The 20,173-nt window shown below is 66.0% G+C and carries 18 protein-coding genes; 7 read left to right on the forward strand and 11 right to left on the reverse strand.

All coding sequences use genetic code 11. The features are described 5' to 3' along the window. Positions 1-64 precede the first annotated feature (64 nt). Entirely contained in the window at positions 65-1,279 is a 1,215-nt protein-coding gene (locus J2R80_RS36400; protein WP_141342552.1) for an NAD(P)/FAD-dependent oxidoreductase, read from the forward strand. A gap of 154 nt (positions 1,280-1,433) precedes the next feature. On the opposite strand, the gene J2R80_RS36405 is transcribed toward J2R80_RS36400, so the two are convergent. From J2R80_RS36405 to J2R80_RS36435, 7 genes are all read right to left on the reverse strand, one after another. After that, complete coding sequence (locus J2R80_RS36405) at positions 1,434-2,678, reverse strand: ABC transporter substrate-binding protein (protein WP_141342551.1); 1,245 nt, start codon at positions 2,676-2,678, stop codon at positions 1,434-1,436. Between the two features lie 41 nt (positions 2,679-2,719). After that, positions 2,720-4,198 (reverse strand): ATP-binding cassette domain-containing protein, encoded by a 1,479-nt coding sequence (locus J2R80_RS36410; RefSeq protein WP_141342550.1) that lies wholly within the window; start codon positions 4,196-4,198, stop codon positions 2,720-2,722. After that, positions 4,199-5,125 (reverse strand): branched-chain amino acid ABC transporter permease, encoded by a 927-nt coding sequence (locus tag J2R80_RS36415; protein ID WP_141342549.1) that lies wholly within the window; start codon positions 5,123-5,125, stop codon positions 4,199-4,201. Between the two features lies 1 nt (position 5,126). After that, complete coding sequence (locus J2R80_RS36420; RefSeq protein ID WP_253640273.1) at positions 5,127-6,002, reverse strand: branched-chain amino acid ABC transporter permease; 876 nt, start codon at positions 6,000-6,002, stop codon at positions 5,127-5,129. A 94-nt stretch (positions 6,003-6,096) separates the two neighbouring features. After that, positions 6,097-7,320: an ABC transporter substrate-binding protein gene (locus J2R80_RS36425; protein ID WP_076833190.1), complete on the reverse strand. Its 1,224-nt coding sequence runs from the start codon at positions 7,318-7,320 to the stop codon at positions 6,097-6,099. Positions 7,321-7,799: 479 nt separating this feature from the next. Further along, complete coding sequence (locus tag J2R80_RS36430; RefSeq protein WP_253640274.1) at positions 7,800-9,395, reverse strand: MDR family MFS transporter; 1,596 nt, start codon at positions 9,393-9,395, stop codon at positions 7,800-7,802. 159 nt (positions 9,396-9,554) lie between these two features. Then, on the reverse strand, positions 9,555-10,091 hold the full coding sequence (locus tag J2R80_RS36435) for a YcgN family cysteine cluster protein (RefSeq protein WP_057020199.1): 537 nt from the start codon (positions 10,089-10,091) through the stop codon (positions 9,555-9,557). Between the two features lie 288 nt (positions 10,092-10,379). On the opposite strand from J2R80_RS36435, the gene J2R80_RS36440 reads away from it, so the two are divergent. Genes J2R80_RS36440 through J2R80_RS36450 form a run of 3 tightly spaced genes read left to right on the forward strand, consistent with a single transcriptional unit; the run spans position 10,380 to position 13,862 of the window. Then, positions 10,380-12,665, forward strand: coding sequence for a transglycosylase domain-containing protein (locus tag J2R80_RS36440; RefSeq protein ID WP_141342547.1), 2,286 nt, complete (start codon positions 10,380-10,382; stop codon positions 12,663-12,665). Between the two features lies 1 nt (position 12,666). Next, positions 12,667-13,245, forward strand: coding sequence for a DUF1214 domain-containing protein (locus J2R80_RS36445; RefSeq protein WP_141342546.1), 579 nt, complete (start codon positions 12,667-12,669; stop codon positions 13,243-13,245). Further along, positions 13,242-13,862 carry a DUF1254 domain-containing protein gene (locus J2R80_RS36450; RefSeq protein WP_057020197.1) on the forward strand — a complete coding sequence of 207 codons (621 nt, stop codon included), beginning with the start codon at positions 13,242-13,244 and terminating at the stop codon, positions 13,860-13,862. The genes J2R80_RS36445 and J2R80_RS36450 overlap by 4 nt, the downstream gene beginning before the upstream one ends. Here the strand turns inward: J2R80_RS36450 and J2R80_RS36455 are convergent. Next, entirely contained in the window at positions 13,859-14,701 is an 843-nt protein-coding gene (locus tag J2R80_RS36455; RefSeq protein ID WP_253640275.1) for an MBL fold metallo-hydrolase, read from the reverse strand. The two genes, J2R80_RS36450 and J2R80_RS36455, sit on opposite strands and share 4 nt — an antisense overlap. 91 nt (positions 14,702-14,792) lie before the next feature. Here J2R80_RS36455 and J2R80_RS36460 point away from each other — a divergent pair, with 91 nt between their 5' ends. After that, positions 14,793-15,653 carry a LysR family transcriptional regulator gene (locus J2R80_RS36460; protein ID WP_168856466.1) on the forward strand — a complete coding sequence of 287 codons (861 nt, stop codon included), beginning with the start codon at positions 14,793-14,795 and terminating at the stop codon, positions 15,651-15,653. A 1-nt stretch (position 15,654) separates the two neighbouring features. On the opposite strand, the gene J2R80_RS36465 is transcribed toward J2R80_RS36460, so the two are convergent. Both J2R80_RS36465 and J2R80_RS36470 read right to left on the reverse strand, forming a co-directional pair. Then, positions 15,655-16,422, reverse strand: coding sequence for a hypothetical protein (locus J2R80_RS36465; protein ID WP_141343258.1), 768 nt, complete (start codon positions 16,420-16,422; stop codon positions 15,655-15,657). A gap of 16 nt (positions 16,423-16,438) precedes the next feature. Then, on the reverse strand, positions 16,439-16,633 hold the full coding sequence (locus J2R80_RS36470) for a hypothetical protein (RefSeq protein ID WP_024579523.1): 195 nt from the start codon (positions 16,631-16,633) through the stop codon (positions 16,439-16,441). Positions 16,634-16,928: 295 nt separating this feature from the next. Here J2R80_RS36470 and J2R80_RS36475 point away from each other — a divergent pair, with 295 nt between their 5' ends. After that, positions 16,929-17,861, forward strand: a complete 933-nt coding sequence (locus tag J2R80_RS36475; RefSeq protein ID WP_141343259.1) for a DUF2336 domain-containing protein — start codon at positions 16,929-16,931, stop codon at positions 17,859-17,861. Here the strand turns inward: J2R80_RS36475 and J2R80_RS36480 are convergent. After that, on the reverse strand, positions 17,858-18,202 hold the full coding sequence (locus tag J2R80_RS36480; RefSeq protein WP_092079509.1) for a DUF1491 family protein: 345 nt from the start codon (positions 18,200-18,202) through the stop codon (positions 17,858-17,860). The genes J2R80_RS36475 and J2R80_RS36480 overlap by 4 nt on opposite strands. A 225-nt stretch (positions 18,203-18,427) precedes the next feature. Between J2R80_RS36480 and J2R80_RS36485 the strand changes: the two genes are divergently transcribed. After that, positions 18,428-20,071 carry an ankyrin repeat domain-containing protein gene (locus tag J2R80_RS36485; protein ID WP_141343260.1) on the forward strand — a complete coding sequence of 548 codons (1,644 nt, stop codon included), beginning with the start codon at positions 18,428-18,430 and terminating at the stop codon, positions 20,069-20,071. Positions 20,072-20,173: the final 102 nt, after the last annotated feature.

Raw genomic sequence — 20,173 nt, forward strand, 5'->3', positions numbered from 1 at the left:
CTGCCACTTGATTTGACCGCGCCAGCGCAGGCAAGCTCCCTCCTGTGCAACTTCGGAGGGAGAGATGGCGCGCATCCTGGTGCTGGGGGCCGGCTTTGCCGGGCTATGGGCCGCGCTCGGCGCAGCCCGCAAGCGCGACGAGATCGGTGCACGGGCAGCGGACACCGAGATCCTGGTCGTCGATCGCAACGCCTATCACAACATCCGGGTGCGCAATTACGAGGTCGATCTCGGCGATGTCGCGCTGCCGCTCAAGGACCTGCTCGATCCGGTTGGCGTCGGCCACATGGTGGCCGAGGTCGCGGCGATCGATCCGGCGACGCGCGCGGTCACGATCAAGACCAGCGCGGGCGCGGAGGTTCTGAGCTACGACCGGCTGGTGCTAACCACCGGCAGTGAGCTGGTCCGCCCCGCCATTTCGGGCCTTGCCGCCCACGGCTTCGATGTCGACACGTATGAGGCAGCGATGCGGCTCGACGCGCATCTGGCGGCGCTCGGCAACGAGCCGCCGTCAGAGGCACGCGCGAGCATCGCGGTCGTCGGCGCAGGGTTCACCGGGATCGAGGTCGCGACCGAGATGCCGGCCAAGCTGGCGCACGCCGGCATCACCGGCGATCATCGGATCATCCTGATCGATCCCAATCCCGTCGTCGGCGCGACCTTCGGCGCGCATGGCCGCCCGGTCATCAACGAGGCGCTGGCCACGCTCGGCGTCGAGACGCGGCTGAACGTCCGGGTCAGTGCCGTCGGCGCCGACAGCATCACGCTCGATAGCGGCGAGATCATTCCGACCAAAACCGTGGTGTGGTGCGCCGGCATGCGCGCCAGCCCCCTCGCCGCCTCGCTGCCGGCCAGGCGCGACGCGCTCGGCCGCATCAAGGTCGACCATACCATGCGCGTCGAAGGCCTTGCGGACGTCTTCGCCGCCGGCGACGTCGCCGCCTGCCTGATCGACGGCGAGCACCCGACCGTGATGTCGTGCCAGTTCGCGCGGCCGATGGGCCGCTTCGCCGGCCACAATGTGGTGGCGGACCTGTTTGGCGAGAAGTTGCTGCCGCTCAATATCGACTGGTATGTGACGGTGCTCGATCTCGGCGCCTGGGGTGCGCTCTACACCACCGGCTGGGACCGCGAGGTGCACACCACAGGCGCCGCCGCCAAGCTCACCAAGCAGACCATCAACCAGCAGCGCATCTATCCGCCACGCAACGGCGACCGCGCCGCGCTGCTCGCGGCGGCCGCGCCGACGATCCAGACGGCGCCGCCGACGCGCAAGTAGCTTGGGACTCACATTCGCCGATCGTCATTGCGAGCCACCCGGTCGGCGCGAAGCGCCGCCGGATGACAGGCTCCGCGAAGCAATCGACCCCTCCACGCCGGGATAAATGGATTGCTTTGTCGCGAGCTCCTCGCAATGACGGCGCGTACGCCTGCTACTGCGACAGCTTCACGAAGTTCGGAAACTTCATCTGGCCCTCGGCGATCGCCTTCGGCCAGACCGTGATCTGCTTGCCGCCCTGCCACTGGAACACGAGGCCGGTCACCGCGCCCGGGCCGGACTTGATGCCGTGGGTGAACTCGTCGTTCTTGCCGTAGAACTGGATCTTGCCGATCGCGCCCTCGAAGTCGGTCTTCTCGAGCTCGGTCACCATCTTGTCCGGATCGGTCGAGCCGGCGCGCTGGATTGCCTCGGCGATGATGTAGACCTCGTCATAGGCGGTGTAGCCGGTATAGGCCGGCGGCGTGCCGAACTTGGCCTTGAACGCCGCCGCGAACGGCTTGGTCTTCGGCGTGACGGCAACATCAGGCGTCGCCACCGCGAGCGAGGGCACGCCCTCGGCCGCGCCGTTGGTATCGCCCCAGAAGGTCGGGCTCAGCGCCTGCGCGCTGATGCCGAACATCGGGATCGGCACCTGCTGGTTCTTCCACTGCACGGTCGGCTGCACGCCGACATGGGAGATGCCGGTGACGATCACGTCGGGCTTGGCGGCTTCCATCTTGTTGAAGATCGGCGTGAAGTCGGTGGTGTCGGGCGAGAAGCGAATGTGCTCGACCACCTTCAGGCCCGCTTTCGGCAGGCAGGCCTCGTAGCCGACGTCGAGCGGCTTGGTCCAGGCCGCGTCCTCGCTCATGATCGCGACCGACTTGAACTTGAGCTGGTCGACCAACAGCTCCTTGGCCGCGTCGCAGACCAGCTGCGCCTGCGCGGCCGAGGTCAGGTAGCCGTGGAAGGTGTACTTGTTCTTCTCATAGTCGTTGTGCACCGCCTTGGTGATCTCGTTCGAGGCGGCGCCGGGCGTGATCAGCGGCATCTTCAGCCGCGCAGCCCACGGCTCGAGCGCCAGCACGACCTCGCTGATGTAACTCGCGATCACGGCCGAAACCTTGTCCTCGCTCACCGCGCGCTGGAAGGCGCGCACCGAGTCCGCCGACGAGCTCTTGTTGTCGTAGGTGACGATCTCGATCTTGCGGCCCATCACGCCGCCCTTGGCGTTGATCTCGTCGGCTGCGATCTGCGCGCCGCCCGGCGTCGCCGCGCCCGCGATCGACTGCACTTCGGCAATGATACCGATCTTGATCGGGTCCTTGGACTGCGCATAGGCCGGTGCCGCGAGGCAGAGCGCGAGCGCCGAGGCCAACAGGCTCACGCGGGTCGCGGTTGAATATGCTGTCATCATGATCTCCCTTGCTTTGCTTTCTTCTTTTCAAACTGCGGACGTCAGAGAAAGTCCTTGCCGGCCTCCGCGGCGAACCGGCCCGGATCGCCCTCCCAGACGATCCGCGCGTGCTCCAGCACATAGACGCGGTCGGCATGCGGAAGCGCAAACGTCACGTTCTGCTCGCCCAGCAGCACCGTGATCTTGGTGGTCTGGCGCAGCTTCTCCAGCGCCTTCGACAGCAGCTCGAGGATAACCGGCGCAAGCCCCAGCGTCGGCTCGTCCAGGATCAGGATCTGCGGCTGCATCATCAGCGCGCGGCCGATCGCCAGCATCTGCTGCTCGCCGCCGGACAACGTCTGCGCCATCTGGCCCTGGCGTTCCTTCAGGATCGGGAACAGCTCGAACAGCCAGGCGAGTTGCTTGGCCCGCGCCGCGTCGTCGAGATGTTGGCCGCCGAGGTCGAGATTTTCCCGCACCGTCATCTCGCCGAACAATTCGCGCGATTCCGGACATTGCACGAGGCCGGAGCGAGCGATCTTCGCGGGTCCCGTGCCGCGCAGTGGCTGTCCGCCGCGCAGGATCTCGCCGGTATACGGCAGGAAACCCGAGATGGTGTTGAACAGCGTGGTCTTGCCGGCGCCGTTGAGGCCGACGACGGAGACGAACTCGCCCTCATGGACGTGGATCGAGACGTTTTCCAGCGCCTGCGCCTTGCCGTAATGCACGCTGATATTCTCGACCTGCAGCAGCGGCACCTTGTCCTTGAACGAGGTCTCGGGCCGCGCGTGCGTCTGGATCGCGCCGCCGAGATAGACCCGCCGCACGGTCTCGTTCTTCATCACGTCCTCGGCGCGGCCGGTCGTGATCTCCTCGCCGAGATACATCGCGAGCACGCGGTCGACCAGCGCCGCGACGCTCTTGACGTTGTGGTCGACCAGCATCACCGCGCGGCCCTCGTCGCGGAAGCTGCGGATCAATGCGGAGAAGGTACCGACCTCGGCGCTGGTGAGACCAGCAAAGGGCTCGTCGACCAGCACGACCTTGGGGTCGCGCGCGATCGCTTTGGCCAATTCCAGCCGGCGCAGGTCGGCGAACGGCAGCGTCGGCGGGCGGCGGTCCATCACCGCCCCCAACCCGACGCGCTCGGCGATCCACTTGGCGCGCTCAGTCAGCGCCTTGTCGGGAAACAGCATGAACAGGCTGTCGGGCAACAGCGCGACCATGATGTTCTCCAGCACAGTCTGCCGGTTCAGCGGCCGCGAGTGCTGGAACACCATGCCAAAACCCTTGCGCGCGATCTTGTGCGCAGGCAGCCCGGCGACGTTCTCGCCCTCGAACAGCACCTCGCCCGCGGTCGGACGCTCGATGCCCATCACGCTCTTCATCGCGGTCGACTTGCCCGACCCGTTCGGCCCGATCAGGCCGAGAATCTCGCCGGGATGCAGGTCGAACGAGAGATTCTTCACGGCGGTCAGGCCGCCGAATCTTTTGGTCAATCCACGGACGGTGAGCGTTGCTGTGGTCACAGTCTGATCCATTTAAGAGCGCGCCTCGCGTGACAGGGCCGCTCCGAGGAAACCGCCGGGGAAGAACAGGACGACGAGCAGCGCCACCGCCGAGACGATGAAGGTCGCAAGCTCGCCGGTCGGGCGCAGGAATTCGCCGGCGACGATCAGGAAGATCGCGCCTAATGCGGCGCCGAGCACGGTGCGCCGGCCGCCGAGCACGGCGGAGACGATCACGTTCACGCCGACCGCAACGTCTACCACGGTGCCGACCGAGGCGGTGCCGAAGTAGAACACGAGCAGCGCGCCCGACAGTCCCGAGAAGAAGGCGCTGACGATGAAGGCCGCGAGCTTGTGCTTGACGATGTTGAAGCCGAGCGCACCGGCCTGCACCGGATCCTGCCCGCTCGCCTGCAGCACGAGACCGACCGGCGATTGCGACAGGCCGTAGAGGATGGCCGCGCTCACGGTCATGAAGCCGAGCGCGATCCAGTAATTGGCGCCGGCATTGATGGTGATGACGTCGGGGATGGTGAGCCCGATCTCGCCGCCGGTGAGATCGGCGAACACCACGACGAAGTTCTGCAGCATCAAGACCGCCACCAGCGTGGTCAGGCCGAAATACGGCCCCCTCACCCGCAGCGCCGGCAGCGCCAGCACGAAGCCCGCGACGACCGACGCCAGCGCGCCGAGCAGGATGCAGAGATAGACCGACCAGCCGAACTGGTTGTTGAGGATCCCGGCGGTGTAGGCGCCGGTGCCGATCAGGAAGGTCGGCCCGAAATTGACCTCGCCGGCGAAGCCGAACAGGAGGTCCCAGGCCATCGCGAACACGCCGAAATAGAACGCGACGGTCAGCAGCCCGAGGATGTAGCCCGAGACGTAGAACGGCAGCGTCGCGGCGACCACTACGCAGAACAGCGAAATGAAGAACAGGCGCGAGGAAAAGAAGCTGGCCATCTCAGCGCCTCCCGAGCAGGCCCTGAGGCCGGATATACATCACGAACACCAGAAGCAGCAGCGCCGGAATGGTGCGATAGGCCGGCGAGATCATGTAGGCCGTGATGGTCTCGAGATAGCCGACGACGAAGGCTGCGATCAGCGAGCCCGACACGCTGCCGAGGCCGCCGAGCACGACGATCGAGAACGCGCTCGCGGTCAGCGGCCCGACGCTGTAGGAGCTGACGCCGAGGAACATGCCGAGCAGCACGCCGGCGATGCCGGCGAGAATGCCGTAGATGCCCCACACCACGATGTAGATCTGGGTGAGCTCGAGCCCGAGCAGCGTGACGCCGCGCGGGTTCATCGAGGCCGCCAGTACCGCCTTGCCGGTCCTGGTGCGGTTCACCAGTAGCCACAGCAGGCCGATCACGAGGCAGCAGACCAGCGCGGTGAAGATATTGTTGCGCGGTGTGCGGTTGCCGAAGATATCGACGACACCCTCGACGATCGGCAGCACCGTCTTGGCGTTGTTGGTGAAGAAATAGGCGATCAGCTCCTGGATCATGATGCCCCACAGCAGGGTGCCGGTGAGGACGAAGATTTCCTTTTCCTCGTTGGGGATCCGCGTTGAATTCTGGATCGGCTTGACGACCGCGAAATAGGTCGCGAACGACACGATCAGCGCGACGCCGACACCGAACAGCGCGCCGGTGTAGAGGTCGAGGTGCAGCACGCTGGCCGCGGCCCAGGCCGCGACCGCCGCGGCCACCATGATGGCACCGTGGGAGAGATTGAGGACGCCGGAGACACCGAAGATCAGGGTGAAACCGGTGGCGCCGAGCGCATAGAGCGCGCTGATGGCAAAGCCATCGATCAGGATTTGTAAGGCAAGCATCTCAGATTGGCCGCGGCAGCAGGGCTGCCTGTTGTGGAGGACACAGAACCGAACAGGGATGCTCCCGGGTGGGGCCCGGGAGCATGATCATCAGTCAGTTCGTGGTGACCTTGATGAAGCTCGGGAACTTGAGATCGCTTTTGGCGACCTCCTTCGGCCAGACCGCGACCTGCTTGCCGCCCTGCCACTGCAGCATCAGTCCGGTGATCAGGCCCTTGCCGTATTTGATCGAATGGGTGAACGGATCGTCCTTGCCGTAGAACTGGACGCGTCCGATGGTGCCTTCCCAGTCGGTCTTCTCCAGCGCATCGACCATCTTGTCGGCCTCGACCGAGCCGGCGCGCTTCACCGCATCGGCGATGTAGTAGACCTCGTCATAGGCGGTGTAGCCCGCGTAGGACGGATAGTTGCCGTAGCGCTTCTTGAAGCCTTCCGCGAACGGCACCGACTTCGGCGTCACCGCGACGTTCGGGCCGGACACGCCCTGATACAGCACGCCTTCCGCCGCATCGTTGGTGTCCTTGCCGAAGGTCTCGTTGGTCGCCTGCGAGGAAATGCCGAACATCGGGATCGGCACCTGCTGGTTCTTCCACTGCACCGTCGGCTGCACGCCGACATGCGAGATGCCGGTGATGATCACGTCGGGTTTGGAGCCTTCGACCTTGTTGAAGATCGGCGTGAAGTCGGTGGTGTCGGGCGAGAAACGGATATGGTCGACGACCTTGAGCCCGATCTTCGGCAGGCACTCCTCGTAGCCGACATCGAGCGGCTTGGTCCACGCGGCATCCTCGCTCATGATGACCGCGGTCTTCATGTGCTTCTGATCGACCAGCAGCTCCTTGGCGGCGTCGCAGACCGACAGCGCCAGCGCGGCCGAGGTCAGGTAGCCGTGGAAGGTGTACTTGTTCTTCTCGTAATCGGCGTGGACGCTCTTGCTGATCTCGTTGGAGGCGGCGCCGGGCGTGACGAACGGCGTCTTCAGGCGCGAAGCCCAGGGCTCGAGCGCCAGCACCACCTCGCTGATGTAGCTCGAAATGACGACGTTGACCTTGTCTTCGTTGACCGCGCGCTGGAACGCGCGCACCGAATCCGCCGAGGACGAGTGGTTGTCGTAGCTGACGATCTCGATCTTGCGGCCGTCGATGCCGCCCTTGGCATTGATCTCGTCGGCGGCCAGCTGCGCCGCCTGCGGGATCGATGCACCGGCAATCGCCTGCGCTTCGGCGATCACGCCGATCTTGAGGGTGTCGGCAGCCAGCGCTCCGCTCGGCGCCGCAGCCAACAGGCCCAACACGGCCGCTCCTGCAAGTTTCTGCATCGCGTGCACGGGGAGTCGCAATGTTCTTGTCACCCTGTTTCTCTCCTCTTTTTCTTCGGCTGCTTCGAGCTCTTGGGGCGCGACTATAGCCGCGACAAAATGCGCAGCAAGTGAAACTGCGCGCAGATCGCCATGCAAGGACGGCGACTAAAGTAGTGGGTCGGCGCTCACCAAATGAACAAACATGAGGCAGCGGGGGAATAAAGTGGTGGTGCACCGATCGCTCAGATCGTCATTCCCCGCTGCGCAAATTACGCGGGGCGAGCGAAGCGGAGAGAGCGGAACGAAAAGCACGGCTCGGGCAATTCATGTCGCGAGAACGCGGATTGTTGCCCGCTGGCCGTGCGACAAGCTCAGTGCCGTCCCTGCGAAAGCGGGGACCCACAACCACGGATGCTCATTGTTACGCGATTTGGAACGACGAGTCCGATTCACAACATCCGCCGCGGCGACGACAGCGGTGTATGAGTCGACTGCCTCTACTCCGCCATCTCCGCCGGCGGGTGGGCGGCGGGACCAGCGAGCGGGCGCTCTTCCATCGTGATCATGCAGATCGAGGCGGTGGTCAGCAGCACGGCGGCGGCGCCGAACACGTAGCGGAACGCATGGATCATGTCGGCCATCGGGATCGCGCTGACGGTGCCGGCGGAGGCGGCATGATGCTCGCCGGCGAGCGAGATGTCGGTCCCCAGCGTCATCAGCAGGATGGTAGTGAAGGCGGCGACCGTGAAGGAGGCCATCATCGCGCGGAAGAAGTTCATCGCGCCGGTCACGGTACCGACCTGCGGCCGCGCCACCGCGTTCTGCAACGACACCACGCTGATCGGGAATGTGGTGCCGAGGCCGAGCGCGAACACGCTCATCAACAGCAATAATCCCCACAGCGGCAGCGTCGTCACCGCCATGCCGACGGCACAGATCGCGGCCACCGAGGTGCCGACGATGGCGACGCGCTTGTAGTGCTTGGCCTTCGCCATGGTCCGGCCGGCGATCGCCGCACCGAAGGTCGAGATCGCCGCGAGCGGGATCAGCGCGAGGCCGGCCTCGCTGGCGGTGAGATGATAGACCACCTCGTAATAGAGCGGCAGATGCACGGTGAGGCCGACCATGGCGCCGAGCGCACAGCCGCCCGCCCCCATCGCGAACGGCACCACCGAGCCGCCGAGCAGCGACAGCGGCAGGAACGGCTCGTCGGCGCGGCGCGCGTGCCAGACGAAGGCGCCGGCGAGCGCGATCGAGGCGCCCACCATCGCGGTGATGGTCGGCGACAGCCAGGACAGACGGGTGCCGCCCCAGGTCAGCACCAGCATCAACACGACGGCCGAGGCCATCAGCAGGATGCCGCCGAGCCAGTCGACCTTGCGCTTGCGGTGGAACACCGAGATCTTGCCCATCTTCGGCAGCAGCAGCGCCAGCGCCGCCGCCGCGAGCGGCAGATTGATCCAGAAGATCATCGACCAGTGCAGATGCTCGGCGAACACGCCGCCGACCACCGGGCCGAGGATGCCGCCGGCCATCCAGACGCTGGAGAAATAGGCCTGATAGCGGCCGCGCTCGCGCGGGCTCACCACGTCGGAGATCACGGTCTGGACCACCGGCATGATGCCGCCGCCGCCGAGCCCCTGCAGGCCGCGGGCGACGATCAGCATCGTCATGCTGGGCGCGATTGCGCACAGCACCGAGCCGACCACGAACAGGCTGAGCGAGGTGATGATCATGACGCGGCGGCCATAGATGTCGCTCAGCGTGCCGAACACCGGCGCCACCGCCGTCGAGGCCAAGAGATAGGCCGTGATCACCCAGGACAGATTGGTGACGTCGTGAAACTGGCGCCCGATCGTCGGCAGCGCGGTCGCGACGATGGTCTGGTCGAGCGCGGCCAGGAACATCGTCAGCATCAGGCTGATGACGATGGTGCGGACCTCGTCCGGATTGAGTGGTGCCGGCGGCGCCAGCGGCGGCGCTTCGCTGAGTTCGATCACCTCGCTCGGAAGGCGGGACAGCTCTTCGGCAATGTCGTCGGGCAATGTCTCTTGGTCGGCAGGAATCCGGCTCTGCCGTTCATACTTGTTCATTTGAGGCGTAATGCTGCTGCGCGGGCGCGTCCCGCGATGGAATCATTCTCTGCTTCGCAATTTATGCAGCAATTGAATGCTGAGGCAGGCACCCCAGCGCATGGGTGCATCCCGCCGCGATGTTCTCGCGGTGACGTGATCGCGGACGCGGCGACGACGTCACGCTTTGGTCGTCTTGCCCAGCGTTTTCGGCCGCTTCTTCAATTGTGCCCGTTTCGGCAGCAGAGCCGGCCATCGCACGATATGATCCTCGAGATCGGCGTCGTTGACATCGAGCTCGGTGCCCTCAACCCGCCCGCGCACCGAGACGCCGGCTTCATGGACGGTGTTGGGATCGCCCGAGATCAGGGGATGCCACCAATAGAGGTCCCGCCCCTCGGCCACCAGCCGGTAGCCGCAGCTCGGCGGCAGCCAGTTCAGCGTCCGGACGTTTTCGGGTGTCAGACGGACGCAATCCGGAACCTGGTCGGAACGGTTCGGGTAGTCCTTGCAGGTGCAGAGGCCGGAATCGAGCAGCTTGCAGGAGATATGGGTGAAATAGATCTTGCCGGTGTCCTCGTCCTCGAGCTTCTCCAGGCAGCACCGTGCGCAGCCGTCACACAGGCTCTCCCATTCGGCGTTGGACATCTCTTCCAACGTCTTGGTTTTCCAGAAGAATCCCTCCTGGTCCGACGGGCGCTTGGGCGATGCGGTCATGATATCCCTGAAATGGCGGTGCAACTCTTCTTGGGATGCCGGCAACGCTTGCGCAAGGGGGTGGTATTGCGGGGTCGAAAAAGCCGGTGGGCAGCGTTAGGGCTCCCATTAAATTCACAAGCCGCGCCATTGGTTTATGGCAGCCGCTCGGATAGAACAACGAACGAGTCCCCATCGACGCAAAAGCGCCTTGGGATTGCCGCAACATCGAAGCAAGACGCTGCCCTGTGCCCGGTTTGGGCGCCCGCAGCGCAGTCGAACTGATCAAGGGTCCGGTCCTTTCAGATCATGCCGTCCCATTGGAAACAGAGGGTCCGGAACTTCTTCCTGGACCTCGATGCGCGTATCGACTCGACGCTGTTCTCGTCGGGCAAGGGCCTGCGCGAGCTCTACGAGCGCTATTCCACCTTCATGGACCGCTTCTATGTCGGCCGCTGGAAGCGCTGGGTGTTCATCGAGCCGCTGTCGGAGGCCGCAACCCTTGGGCTCGGCGGCATGATCCTGATGCTGACGCTCGCGATCCCCGCCTTCCGCGAGACCGCCGACGAGGACTGGCTGAAGAAGTCCGACCTCGCGGTGACGTTCCTCGACCGCTACGGCAACCCGATCGGCAGCCGCGGCATCAAGCACAACGACTCGATCCCGCTGGAAGATTTTCCGGACAATCTGATCAAGGCGACGCTCGCGACCGAGGACCGCCGCTTCTACGACCATTTCGGCATCGACGTGCCGGGCCTTGCCCGCGCGCTCGTCACCAACGCGCAGGCCGGCGGCGTCCGCCAGGGCGGTTCGTCGATCACCCAGCAGCTCGCCAAGAACCTGTTCCTGAACAACGAGCGCACCATCGAGCGCAAGGTGAAGGAAGCCTTCCTCGCGATCTGGCTGGAGACGCGGCTCACCAAGAACGAGATCCTGAAGCTCTATCTCGACCGCGCCTATATGGGCGGCGGCACCTTCGGCGTCGACGGCGCGGCGCATTTCTATTTCAACAAGTCGGTGCGCGACGTGAATCTCGCGGAGGCCGCGATGCTCGCCGGCCTGTTCAAGGCGCCGACCAAATACGCCCCGCACATCAACCTGCCCGCGGCCCGCGCCCGCGCCAATGTCGTGCTCGACAACCTCGTCGATGCCGGCTTCATGACCGAGGGCCAGGTGTTCGGCGCCCGCCGCAATCCGGCGGTCGCGGTCGACCGGCGCGACGAGAACTCGCCGAACTACTATCTCGACTACGCCTTCGACGAGATGCGCAAGCTGGTCGACACCTTCCCGAAATCCTACACCGAGCGCGTCTTCGTGGTCCGCACCGCGATCGACATGAACGTGCAGAAGGCGGCCGAGGAAGCGATCGAGAACCAGCTGCGACAGTTCGGGCGCGACTATCACGCGACGCAGGCCGCGACCGTGGTGTCCGATCTCGACGGCGGCATCCGCGCCATGGTCGGCGGACGCGACTACGGTGCGAGCCAGTTCAACCGCGCCACGGACGCCTATCGCCAGCCGGGCTCATCGTTCAAACCCTATGTGTACACCACGGCGCTGCTGAACGGCTTCACGCCGAACTCGAAGATCGTGGACGGCCCGGTCTGCATCGGCAACTGGTGCCCGCAGAACTATGGCCATTCCTATTCGGGTCAGGTCACGCTGACGCAGGCGATCACCCGCTCGATCAACGTGGTGCCGGTCAAGCTCTCGATCATGATGGGCGGCAAGGAAGGGCCGAAGGCGGGCCGCGCCAAGATCGTCGAGGTCGCGCGCCGCTTCGGCCTCAAGGCGCCGCTGCCCGATACGCCGTCGTTGCCCATCGGCTCCGACGAAGTCACGGTGCTGGAGCACGCGGTCGCCTATGCGACCTTCCCGAATCGCGGCAAGGCGGTGACGCCGCATTCGGTGCTCGAGGTGCGCACCGGCGCCGGCGACCTGGTATGGCGCTGGGACCGCGACGGTCCGAAACCGCGGCAGGCGATTCCGCCGAACATCGCCGCCGATATGGCGGGCATGATGAGCCACGTGGTCAGCGAAGGCACCGCGCGCCGCGCCGCGCTCGACGGCATTCCGACCGCCGGCAAGACCGGCACCACCAACGCCTATCGCGACGCCTGGTTCGTCGGCTACACCGGCAACTTCACCTGCGCTGTCTGGTACGGCAATGACGACTATTCGCCGACCAACCGCATGACCGGCGGTTCGCTGCCGGCGCAGACCTGGCACGACATCATGGTCGCGGCGCATCAGGGCGTGGAGGTCAAGGAGCTGGTCGGCGTCGGCATGGGCCAGAAGCTGCCGCCGCAGCCGGCGCAGGCCAATGCCCAGGCCAACACGGCGCCGCGCGTATTGGAGACCAAGCCGGGCCCGCCGCCGGTTCTGACCAAGCGCGGCGCGGATATCCTGGTGCGGGTCGAGAAGCTGCTCGACGACGCGGCCAGGACGGCTGAGAAGACCACCGGCAAGACCACGCTGAACGAGTCCTCGAAGACCGGCAAGGCCGAGTCATCGAGCGCGCTGGCGTTCCCCGAAAACTACGTTGCCGCGGCCGGGCCGGACGGCGCGACACCGGCACCGCCACGCAAGAACTGACGTGCGGCTCCTCCTCACCACCTTGTTGGCACTCGTCATCGCCACCGCCGTCGGCCTCGGCCTGACCTACGCGACGGCGACCCGCGGCACCGATCTCGGCACGCTGAAGATCGGCGCCTGGACCGCGCGGCCGAAGAGCGGCACCTCCGACGTCGATCCCTATTCGCGCGCCACCATCGCGCGCAGCGGCGAGCTGCCGATCGGCACCGGCGACGGCATCGCGTTCTCGGCGGTATCAGACGACAAGAACAAGCCGCTCGACGGCCGCTGCGACATCGTGGTCAGCGGCGTGACACCGGCGGCGCGGTTCTGGACGCTGACACTGTTCGACCGCAAGGGGCACCTGGTCGCCAACTCGCTGCAGCGCTACGGCTTCACCAGCCAGGAGATCATGCGCGCCTCCGACGGCACGTTCGAGATCCACATCGCCTCGCGCTCGCGCGCCGGCAACTGGCTGCCGACCGGCGGCATCGAGCGCTACGCGCTGATGCTGCGGCTCTACGACACGCCGGTCGGGGTCGCGACCCGCACCCAGCGCGACGCGCCGATGCCGTCGATCACAACGACGGGCTGCCCATGATCCGCGTGCTGCTCACCATCCTCGCAGGCGTGCTGCTCGGCGGCGTGGTGCATCTCGTCAGCGTGCTGGCGCTGCCGCGCATCGCCTCGCAGGACGCCTATTCGCGGCTGACGCCGATGACCAAGCTTAACGAGGTGACGCAGCTGCCGCTGGCCGACCCGAGCCATTCGCCGATGCCGCTGATGGATCCGGCCTTCGCTGTGGCGATCTGCCGCTACGATCTCTCGACCGGGCCGCTCAAGCTCACCGTACCGGTCAGCCAGGCCTATACGTCGGTGTCGTTCTATACCCGCAACGAGGTCGCCTATTACGCGATCAACGATCGCTCCGCCGGCAAGAAGGTGATCGAGCTCGACCTGATGACGGAGGCGCAGCACAACGAGCTGCCGGAGGACGAGGAAATCACCGCTGCCGATCGGCTGATCATCGACTCGCCGACCTCAACCGGCCTGATCCTCCTGAAGGCGCTGGCGCCGGAGCCCGGCCTGATGCCGCAGGCGCAGGCCTCGCTCGCCGCCTCCTCCTGCAAGGTGCAGACCGAGCCGGTCGCGGCCAAGCAGGAGGCGCCGCCGCCGCTGCCTGTGCCGGCCCCGCCGCCTGCGGCACGCAAGCGCTAGCTCGCGGCGAGCGCGTGCCGGCCGCAGCGGCAGGTCTCGTAGTCGACGGGATCGTGGCTGTTGACGATCGTCACATCGGCGCCATGCGCCGCCTTCAATTGCCGCAGCCGCTCCTGGTTCTGGATGCGCGTCGCGCGATCCATGTCCGCCCGGCGCTGGAACATGCCGAGCACCAGCGGGATCCGCGGCCTGGCATCGAGCTGCGCGTAGTGGAAATAGGCGTCGCCGGCGTGCAGCAGCCACCTGTCCTTGTCGCGCACCGCGATCCCGCAATGGCCGAGCGTGTGGCCCGGCAACGGGATCATCAGAATGTCCGGCTCGCGGTCGCCGAGCGCGCGCACGCTCTTGAAGCCGAACCAGTCCTCGCCGCCGGCACCATAGAACGTCCAGTCCGGCCCGTGCTGCCACTGCGCCGTGATGTAGCGCCCCTGCGGCGGCGTGACCTGATGCGTCACCGCCATGTCGTACTCCTTGCGATGGACGTGCACCCTGGCCTTCGGAAAGTCCGGCACGCCGCCGGCGTGATCGCGATCGAGATGCGTCAGCAGCACATGGCGCACATCGCCCGGCGAGAAGCCGAGCGCCTTGACCTGCCGCACCGCCGTCTCGGCCGGATCGAGCCGCGGCGTCGTCTGCCGCACCCATTTGCGTCCGAGCCGCGGCGGGTCGCCGATGTCGTCGAGCCCGATCCCGGTGTCGACCAGCACGAGGCCGTCATTGCTCTCGACCAGCAGGCAATGACAGACCATCCGCGCCCGCTGGAAGATGCTGCCGCTGCCGTTCACGAGCCGCTTTCCGATCGGGCACATCGTGCCGGTGTTGAGATGGTGGATGCGCATGACAGGTCCTCCGCTGTAACAGGCGCAGACTTGCCACTCGCGTTTCCATAGGTAAAATATTGTCTTTCTATCCATGTGATAGGACACGCCTATGGATATCCGCGAACTCCGCTACTTCGCCGCGGTCTACCGCGAGCGCAACCTGACCGCCGCGGCGAAGCGCTGCTTCATCTCGCAGCCGTCGATCTCGGCGGCGATCACCAATCTCGAAGCCGAGCTCGGCACCACGCTGTTCATCCGGCACAAGAAGGGCATGGCCCCGACCGCCTCAGCCGCGCAGTTTCACGGCATCGCCCGCAGGATCATCGACGAGGCGGACGCGGCGCGAAATCTCTTCCGCAAGCCCGCGACGCGGCAGGCGCTGACGCTCGGCCTGTTGCGGACGCTCGATCAGGCCCGGACCATCGCGTTGCTGAAGCCGTTGACCGGCAATACCGATCTTGCGCTCCGGCTGGTCGGCGCCAGCGAGAAGGCCGACGCGCGGATCGTCGCCAAGACCATGGTCGGCGCCGGCGAGCACTTCATCCCGCTGTGGAGCGAGCGCTATGTCGCGGCTCTGCCGCCCTCGCATCCCCTGACGCTGAAGGAGACGCTGCGGACCACCGACTTCGCCGGCGTTCCGATGATCGATCGCTGCCATTGCGAGCAGCAGGAATTCTTCAAGCGTGCCTCAGCGCCGCGCAAGCCGGTGGCGATCGCGGAATCCGAGGAATGGGCGATGGCGCTGGTCGCAGCTGGGGTCGGCGTCGCGATCGTCCCCGAGGGCGTGGCGCGCGGCAATCCGGACGTCGCAATGCGCGCGATCGATATCGACGTGACGCGCCAGGTCGGCCTCGCCTACCCCTCGGCCCACCCGCCCTCCGATGCGCTGAAGGCATTCATTGCGAGCTTGCCACGGCAAGCCAACAGTCGCCGGGTCAAATCGACGGCGAAGAAAACGAAGCGCGCCTAGACTAGCCCTTCGTCACCACGGCCTGGCCTGTCACCGGCGCGGATATGAGCGGCGCATTGGCGGTGAGCCGGGCGAGCTCGTTGATCTGGCGTTCGGCGTCGGCGGCCATGCCGTCGGGCGCCTGGATCACCAGTCGCTCCAGCGCCCAGCGATAGGACGAGATCCGCCGCTCCAGGGCCTGCTGGACCCATTGCACGATCAGCGTGTTCTCTTCCATCCGCGCCACCGCATCAGCCCGCTCGCGCGGCGACACGTCGGCGATCATGTGGAGGCTGGCATTGCGCTTGCGATCGAGCTCGATCACCTGGAGCGCGGTGGCGAAGAACGGCTCGAAGCGGGTGATGTCGTCGCGCACCTCGTCGATCAGCAGCGAATAGCGCGAGGCGAACGAGCGATGCGGCTCATCGATCAAATTGCGGCCATAGGCGGTGCGATCGAACACGACCCTCTGCCGCCACGGCGATGGCAGCGGCTGGTAGTCGCCGAATACGCTCTTCCATGCCGGACGCGACAGCGGCGGCTCGATGAACTGATAGGCGAGGTCGCGCAGCTGACGTTCGTGTTCGGTGAGCTGGAATTGCGAAGCGTTCTTGCCGATGCTGCCGGTCGCCTCGGCACCGATCCAGCGATGCATGTCGTCGTTGCGGAAATCGGCGCGGGTGCGGCCGAAATCGCCGCCGCTGCAGCCGGCAAGCGCCGAGCCTGCCAGCAGCAGGATCAGCGCCGGGAGTGACCGCCGCGCGGCGGTCCGCTGCACAAGCTCCGGCATTGCCCGATGTCCGCGATCAGGAGCGGCGTCGGCGACGGCGGCCCTGCGCAGTGCCCTGCTCCGGTCCGCGACCACCGCCGGTCTCCTCCGTCGTTCGCTCGATCCGAACGACGGGAAGGATCAGTACGGTCCCCATGCCTTCGCCGGCAGCACCGGCCATGCTCGGCCGCCGTGCAGCCGCATCCGCCGGAAACTCAACGATGGTGCCCATGTTCCGTTCTCTCTGGCCCCGCACGGACATGATTTGCCCCGCGCACGCCGAGTTAAGAACGCGCATGGTTAATGACATCTTAAGCCGCCGGTACGGACGGTTACGGATATGGCGCTGTGCCTTAATAGACACGCGCAAATTCGAGCATTCACCTTCACGGCTTGTTTTCCTTAACTGCCTCTTAAAACAGCCTGCGTAGGCTCGCTGCCACAAGGTTTTCAAACCGAAGTCTACTGGCAAGTCGCGTAAGCCCGAGATGAGCGCAGCTCCGCTATTTCCTGGTTTCGATGGGCTGATGACGCTCTCCCGTCGCGAGGGCGTCGACATCCGTCCGACGCTGCTGCGCGTCCTGACCGACCTCTATGTGCAGGCCAGCGCGCATTCCGACGATGAAGAGCGCCAGTTCGTCGAGCTGACGACGCGCCTGATCGACGAGGTCGACGACGCGACCCGCGCCGCGGTCCGCGCGCGGCTTGCGATCTATCCGGCGACGCCCGCACGGATCGTGGACAAGCTCGGGCTGCGCCGGGTCGGTCCCGACCAGCCGATGCCGGCGGCCGCACCAATTCCTGCGCCCGCCCCGTCAGCGCTGCCGGCCAAGGTCCCGACCGAAGCCGAGTTGCGGATGGCCGCGAGCCTTGCCATGCGGCCAAACGATGCCGCCGAAATCTCCGACATGTTCTTTGCCGCCAGCACGAGGGAGCGCGCGCAGATCCTGCACAATCTGCAGGAGACGCCGCTGAAGGCCGCGACGCGGATCCCGGCCGCGCGCGCCGCGCGCGCGATCCATATCCTGGAGATGGCAGCGTTTGCCGAGGACCTCGATAACTTCACGCTCGAACTCGGCGAGGCGCTGATCCTGCCGTCGCGGATCGCCGCGGACGTCGTCAACGATCCCGGCGGCGAGCCGCTCGCCTGCGCGATGCGGGCGCTTGACGTGTCGAGCGCCGCGTTCCAGCGGATCCTGATGTTCCTCAATCCGGAAGCCGGCTCCTCGGTCAACTACGTCTATCGGCTGTCGCGGCTCTACGATCGCCTGAGCGAGCGCTCGGCGTTGGTGATGCTGGCGGCGTGGCGCGGCTCGACCATGGCGGTGGCCCGCGCCAGGTATCGCTCGTCGCTCTATGACGATGAGCGTCATCGCGTGCGCGCGACGGCGTCGCAGACGCGCCCCGCGTTGCAGCCCGGCAGCGCGCCCGCCATTCGCAACCAGAAGTCCGGAAGCTAGTTTTTCGCCAGATCAAGAAAGTGCCGCCCGGCACGGTCCTCGGTCTCGACGATCCAGGCGTCGGGATCGAAGCGGAGCTCCTTGGTCAAGCGCTCCTCGACAGATGGCTCGGATACCGGCTGTGGTGCCGTCGGCACGAACAGCCGCTCGACCGGACGGCTGTCATCATAGACCGTCTGCGGCGCCGGCGCATACAACATCGCGTTGCCGTCCATCAGCGCCACCTTGACGAACACGGCGCCGGCTTCCTCGGCGCCCTTCTTGCGGACTGCGCCGAACACGCCTTCGGTCTGGCAGCGGCGCAGATACGCCGCGACCCATATGCTGGTTTTCAATCGCATGCGCCGAGCTATAGGCCAGCGGCGCGGTCACGTCCAATTGTCACAGATGTCGTCACGCCGCGGCGGGTTGACCGAACCAATCGTCACCCATATCCTTGCATCTGCGGTGCAAGCCGCGCCCGGGTCCACGGGAAGGGTTGAACCCACTTGCACCAATTGAGCGGCCAACCAAGCCTTTGTGCAGCCGGTTTTGTGGACCATCGGCGATGATGCACGGAGGTTTACATGGACCGATCGCCCGGGCGATTGAATCTCGATCATCTGAAGAAGCAGGCCAAGGAGCTCATCCGCCTTTATCGGCGGCAGGCGCCAGAGGCCTACGCGCGTTTCCGGCATGCGCTTCCGGCTGCGGCCGGGCGCAGCGACGCTCAAATCGCCGCGCTCAATCTGCGGCTGCACGATGCGCAGTCCTGCGTGGCGCGCGATCTCGGCTTCGCCTCCTGGCCGGACCTGCGACGCTATGTCGACGCACAATTGCCGTCCGGTAAAAGCAAGGCCGATCGCGTGAGGCGATGGCTACAGCTGGTCTATGCCGCGGACGTCGCCGGCACCACCGACCGCGCCAATCCGCGCGTTGCGGCGCGGATGCTCACCGAGGATTCCAGTCTTGTCGCCGACGATCCCTATCTCGCCTGCGCCATCGGTGACGAGGAGACAGTGCAACGCACCGCCAACGACGATCCCACATGGGTCAACCGTGCCGGCGGTCCGTTCAAACTGCCGCCGCTGGTCGCCGTGACGCATTCCAGCCTGCTGCAGATTCCGGAATTTGAAGCGCGGCTGCATCGCTGCGCACGCCTGCTGCTGCAGGCCGGCGCCGATCCCGACCAGCACATCAGCAGCCGCTGGCCGCCCGGAACGCTCGACGCACCCGATGACAGCAATCCGCTGTCAGCGCTGTACGGCGCCGCCGGCCGCAACCACGATCTCGAACTGACCAGACTGTTGCTCGAAGCGGGCGCCAATCCGAACGACAATGAATCGCTCTACCACTCGCTCGAAGGCTCGGTGACGACTGGCCTGCTGCTCGAGCATGGCGCACGGATCGCCGGCACCAACGCGATGTACAAGGTGCTCGATGACGAGAACGTGGCGGCGCTCGACCTGCTGCTGCGGCACGGCGGCAATCCAAACGAACCCGCCGACAACGCGCCGCTGACCGAATGCGGCTCGCCGTTGCTGTGGGCGATCCGCCGGCGGCGGTCGCGAACCTGCATCGCGATACTGCTCGACGCCGGCGCGGATCCGCGCATCACGACACCAGGCGGGCTCAGCGCCTACAGGTACGCGCTGCAATTCGGACTGACCGAGGTCGCCGAGTTGCTCCGCGAGCGCACCGGCGACGAGACGCTTGCCGATGATGAGCGGTTCGTCGCGGCGTGCAGCAGCGGTGACGAGAGCGAGGCGCGGCGAATCCAGGCCGGTCGGCCCGATCTTCCAGGTTCACTTTCACCGCAGCAATTGCGGTTGCTCCCGGAGCTCGCCGCGGCAGGCGGCGACGATGCGGTGCGGCTGATGGTCGAGCTCGGCTGGCCGATCACGGTGCGCGGCGGCGATTGGGATGCGTCGGCACTCAATCACGCGGTGTTCCGCGGCAATGCCGGCCTGACGCGATTCCTTCTCGAGCACGGCGCGGAGTGGACCGAGCAGCACGGCTTCGGCGACAACGTGTCCGGCTCCTTGTCATGGGCCTCCTGCAACGAGCCGGTCAGGGGCGGCGACTGGGTGGGCTGCGCGCAGGCCCTGCTCGATCACGGCATGCCGCGCGCTATTCCGGATCGCGACGATCCGGAATGGGTGCTGGTGGCCGGCCGCAGGAAGCTGTTCTCCGACGAGGTCAGGGACGTTCTGCTTGGCGACGCGCCTTAACTCGTCATGGCCGGGCTTGTCCCGACCACCCACGTCTTGGCTGCAACAAGTCTCAAAGACGTCAATGCCCGGGACAAGCCCGGCATGACGAATACATATTCA

The sequence above is a fragment of the Bradyrhizobium sp. USDA 4541 genome (assembly GCF_024171085.1).
GTDB classification, from domain to species: domain Bacteria; phylum Pseudomonadota; class Alphaproteobacteria; order Rhizobiales; family Xanthobacteraceae; genus Bradyrhizobium; species Bradyrhizobium australafricanum.

Excerpts from the sequence above, each read along its gene's own strand:
- J2R80_RS36400 (WP_141342552.1), top strand. The coding sequence starts at position 65 with ATGGCGCGCATCCTGGTGCTGGGGGCCGGCTTTGCCGGGCTATGGGCC.
- J2R80_RS36405 (WP_141342551.1), bottom strand. The coding sequence starts at position 2,678 with ATGATGACAGCATATTCAACCGCGACCCGCGTGAGCCTGTTGGCCTCG.
- J2R80_RS36410 (WP_141342550.1), bottom strand. The coding sequence starts at position 4,198 with ATGGATCAGACTGTGACCACAGCAACGCTCACCGTCCGTGGATTGACC.
- J2R80_RS36415 (WP_141342549.1), bottom strand. The coding sequence starts at position 5,125 with ATGGCCAGCTTCTTTTCCTCGCGCCTGTTCTTCATTTCGCTGTTCTGC.
- J2R80_RS36420 (WP_253640273.1), bottom strand. The coding sequence starts at position 6,002 with ATGCTTGCCTTACAAATCCTGATCGATGGCTTTGCCATCAGCGCGCTC.
- J2R80_RS36425 (WP_076833190.1), bottom strand. The coding sequence starts at position 7,320 with ATGCAGAAACTTGCAGGAGCGGCCGTGTTGGGCCTGTTGGCTGCGGCG.
- J2R80_RS36430 (WP_253640274.1), bottom strand. The coding sequence starts at position 9,395 with ATGAACAAGTATGAACGGCAGAGCCGGATTCCTGCCGACCAAGAGACA.
- J2R80_RS36435 (WP_057020199.1), bottom strand. The coding sequence starts at position 10,091 with ATGACCGCATCGCCCAAGCGCCCGTCGGACCAGGAGGGATTCTTCTGG.
- J2R80_RS36440 (WP_141342547.1), top strand. The coding sequence starts at position 10,380 with ATGCCGTCCCATTGGAAACAGAGGGTCCGGAACTTCTTCCTGGACCTC.
- J2R80_RS36450 (WP_057020197.1), top strand. The coding sequence starts at position 13,242 with ATGATCCGCGTGCTGCTCACCATCCTCGCAGGCGTGCTGCTCGGCGGC.
- J2R80_RS36455 (WP_253640275.1), bottom strand. The coding sequence starts at position 14,701 with ATGCGCATCCACCATCTCAACACCGGCACGATGTGCCCGATCGGAAAG.
- J2R80_RS36460 (WP_168856466.1), top strand. The coding sequence starts at position 14,793 with ATGGATATCCGCGAACTCCGCTACTTCGCCGCGGTCTACCGCGAGCGC.
- J2R80_RS36465 (WP_141343258.1), bottom strand. The coding sequence starts at position 16,422 with ATGCCGGAGCTTGTGCAGCGGACCGCCGCGCGGCGGTCACTCCCGGCG.
- J2R80_RS36470 (WP_024579523.1), bottom strand. The coding sequence starts at position 16,633 with ATGGGCACCATCGTTGAGTTTCCGGCGGATGCGGCTGCACGGCGGCCG.
- J2R80_RS36475 (WP_141343259.1), top strand. The coding sequence starts at position 16,929 with ATGACGCTCTCCCGTCGCGAGGGCGTCGACATCCGTCCGACGCTGCTG.
- J2R80_RS36480 (WP_092079509.1), bottom strand. The coding sequence starts at position 18,202 with ATGCGATTGAAAACCAGCATATGGGTCGCGGCGTATCTGCGCCGCTGC.
- J2R80_RS36485 (WP_141343260.1), top strand. The coding sequence starts at position 18,428 with ATGGACCGATCGCCCGGGCGATTGAATCTCGATCATCTGAAGAAGCAG.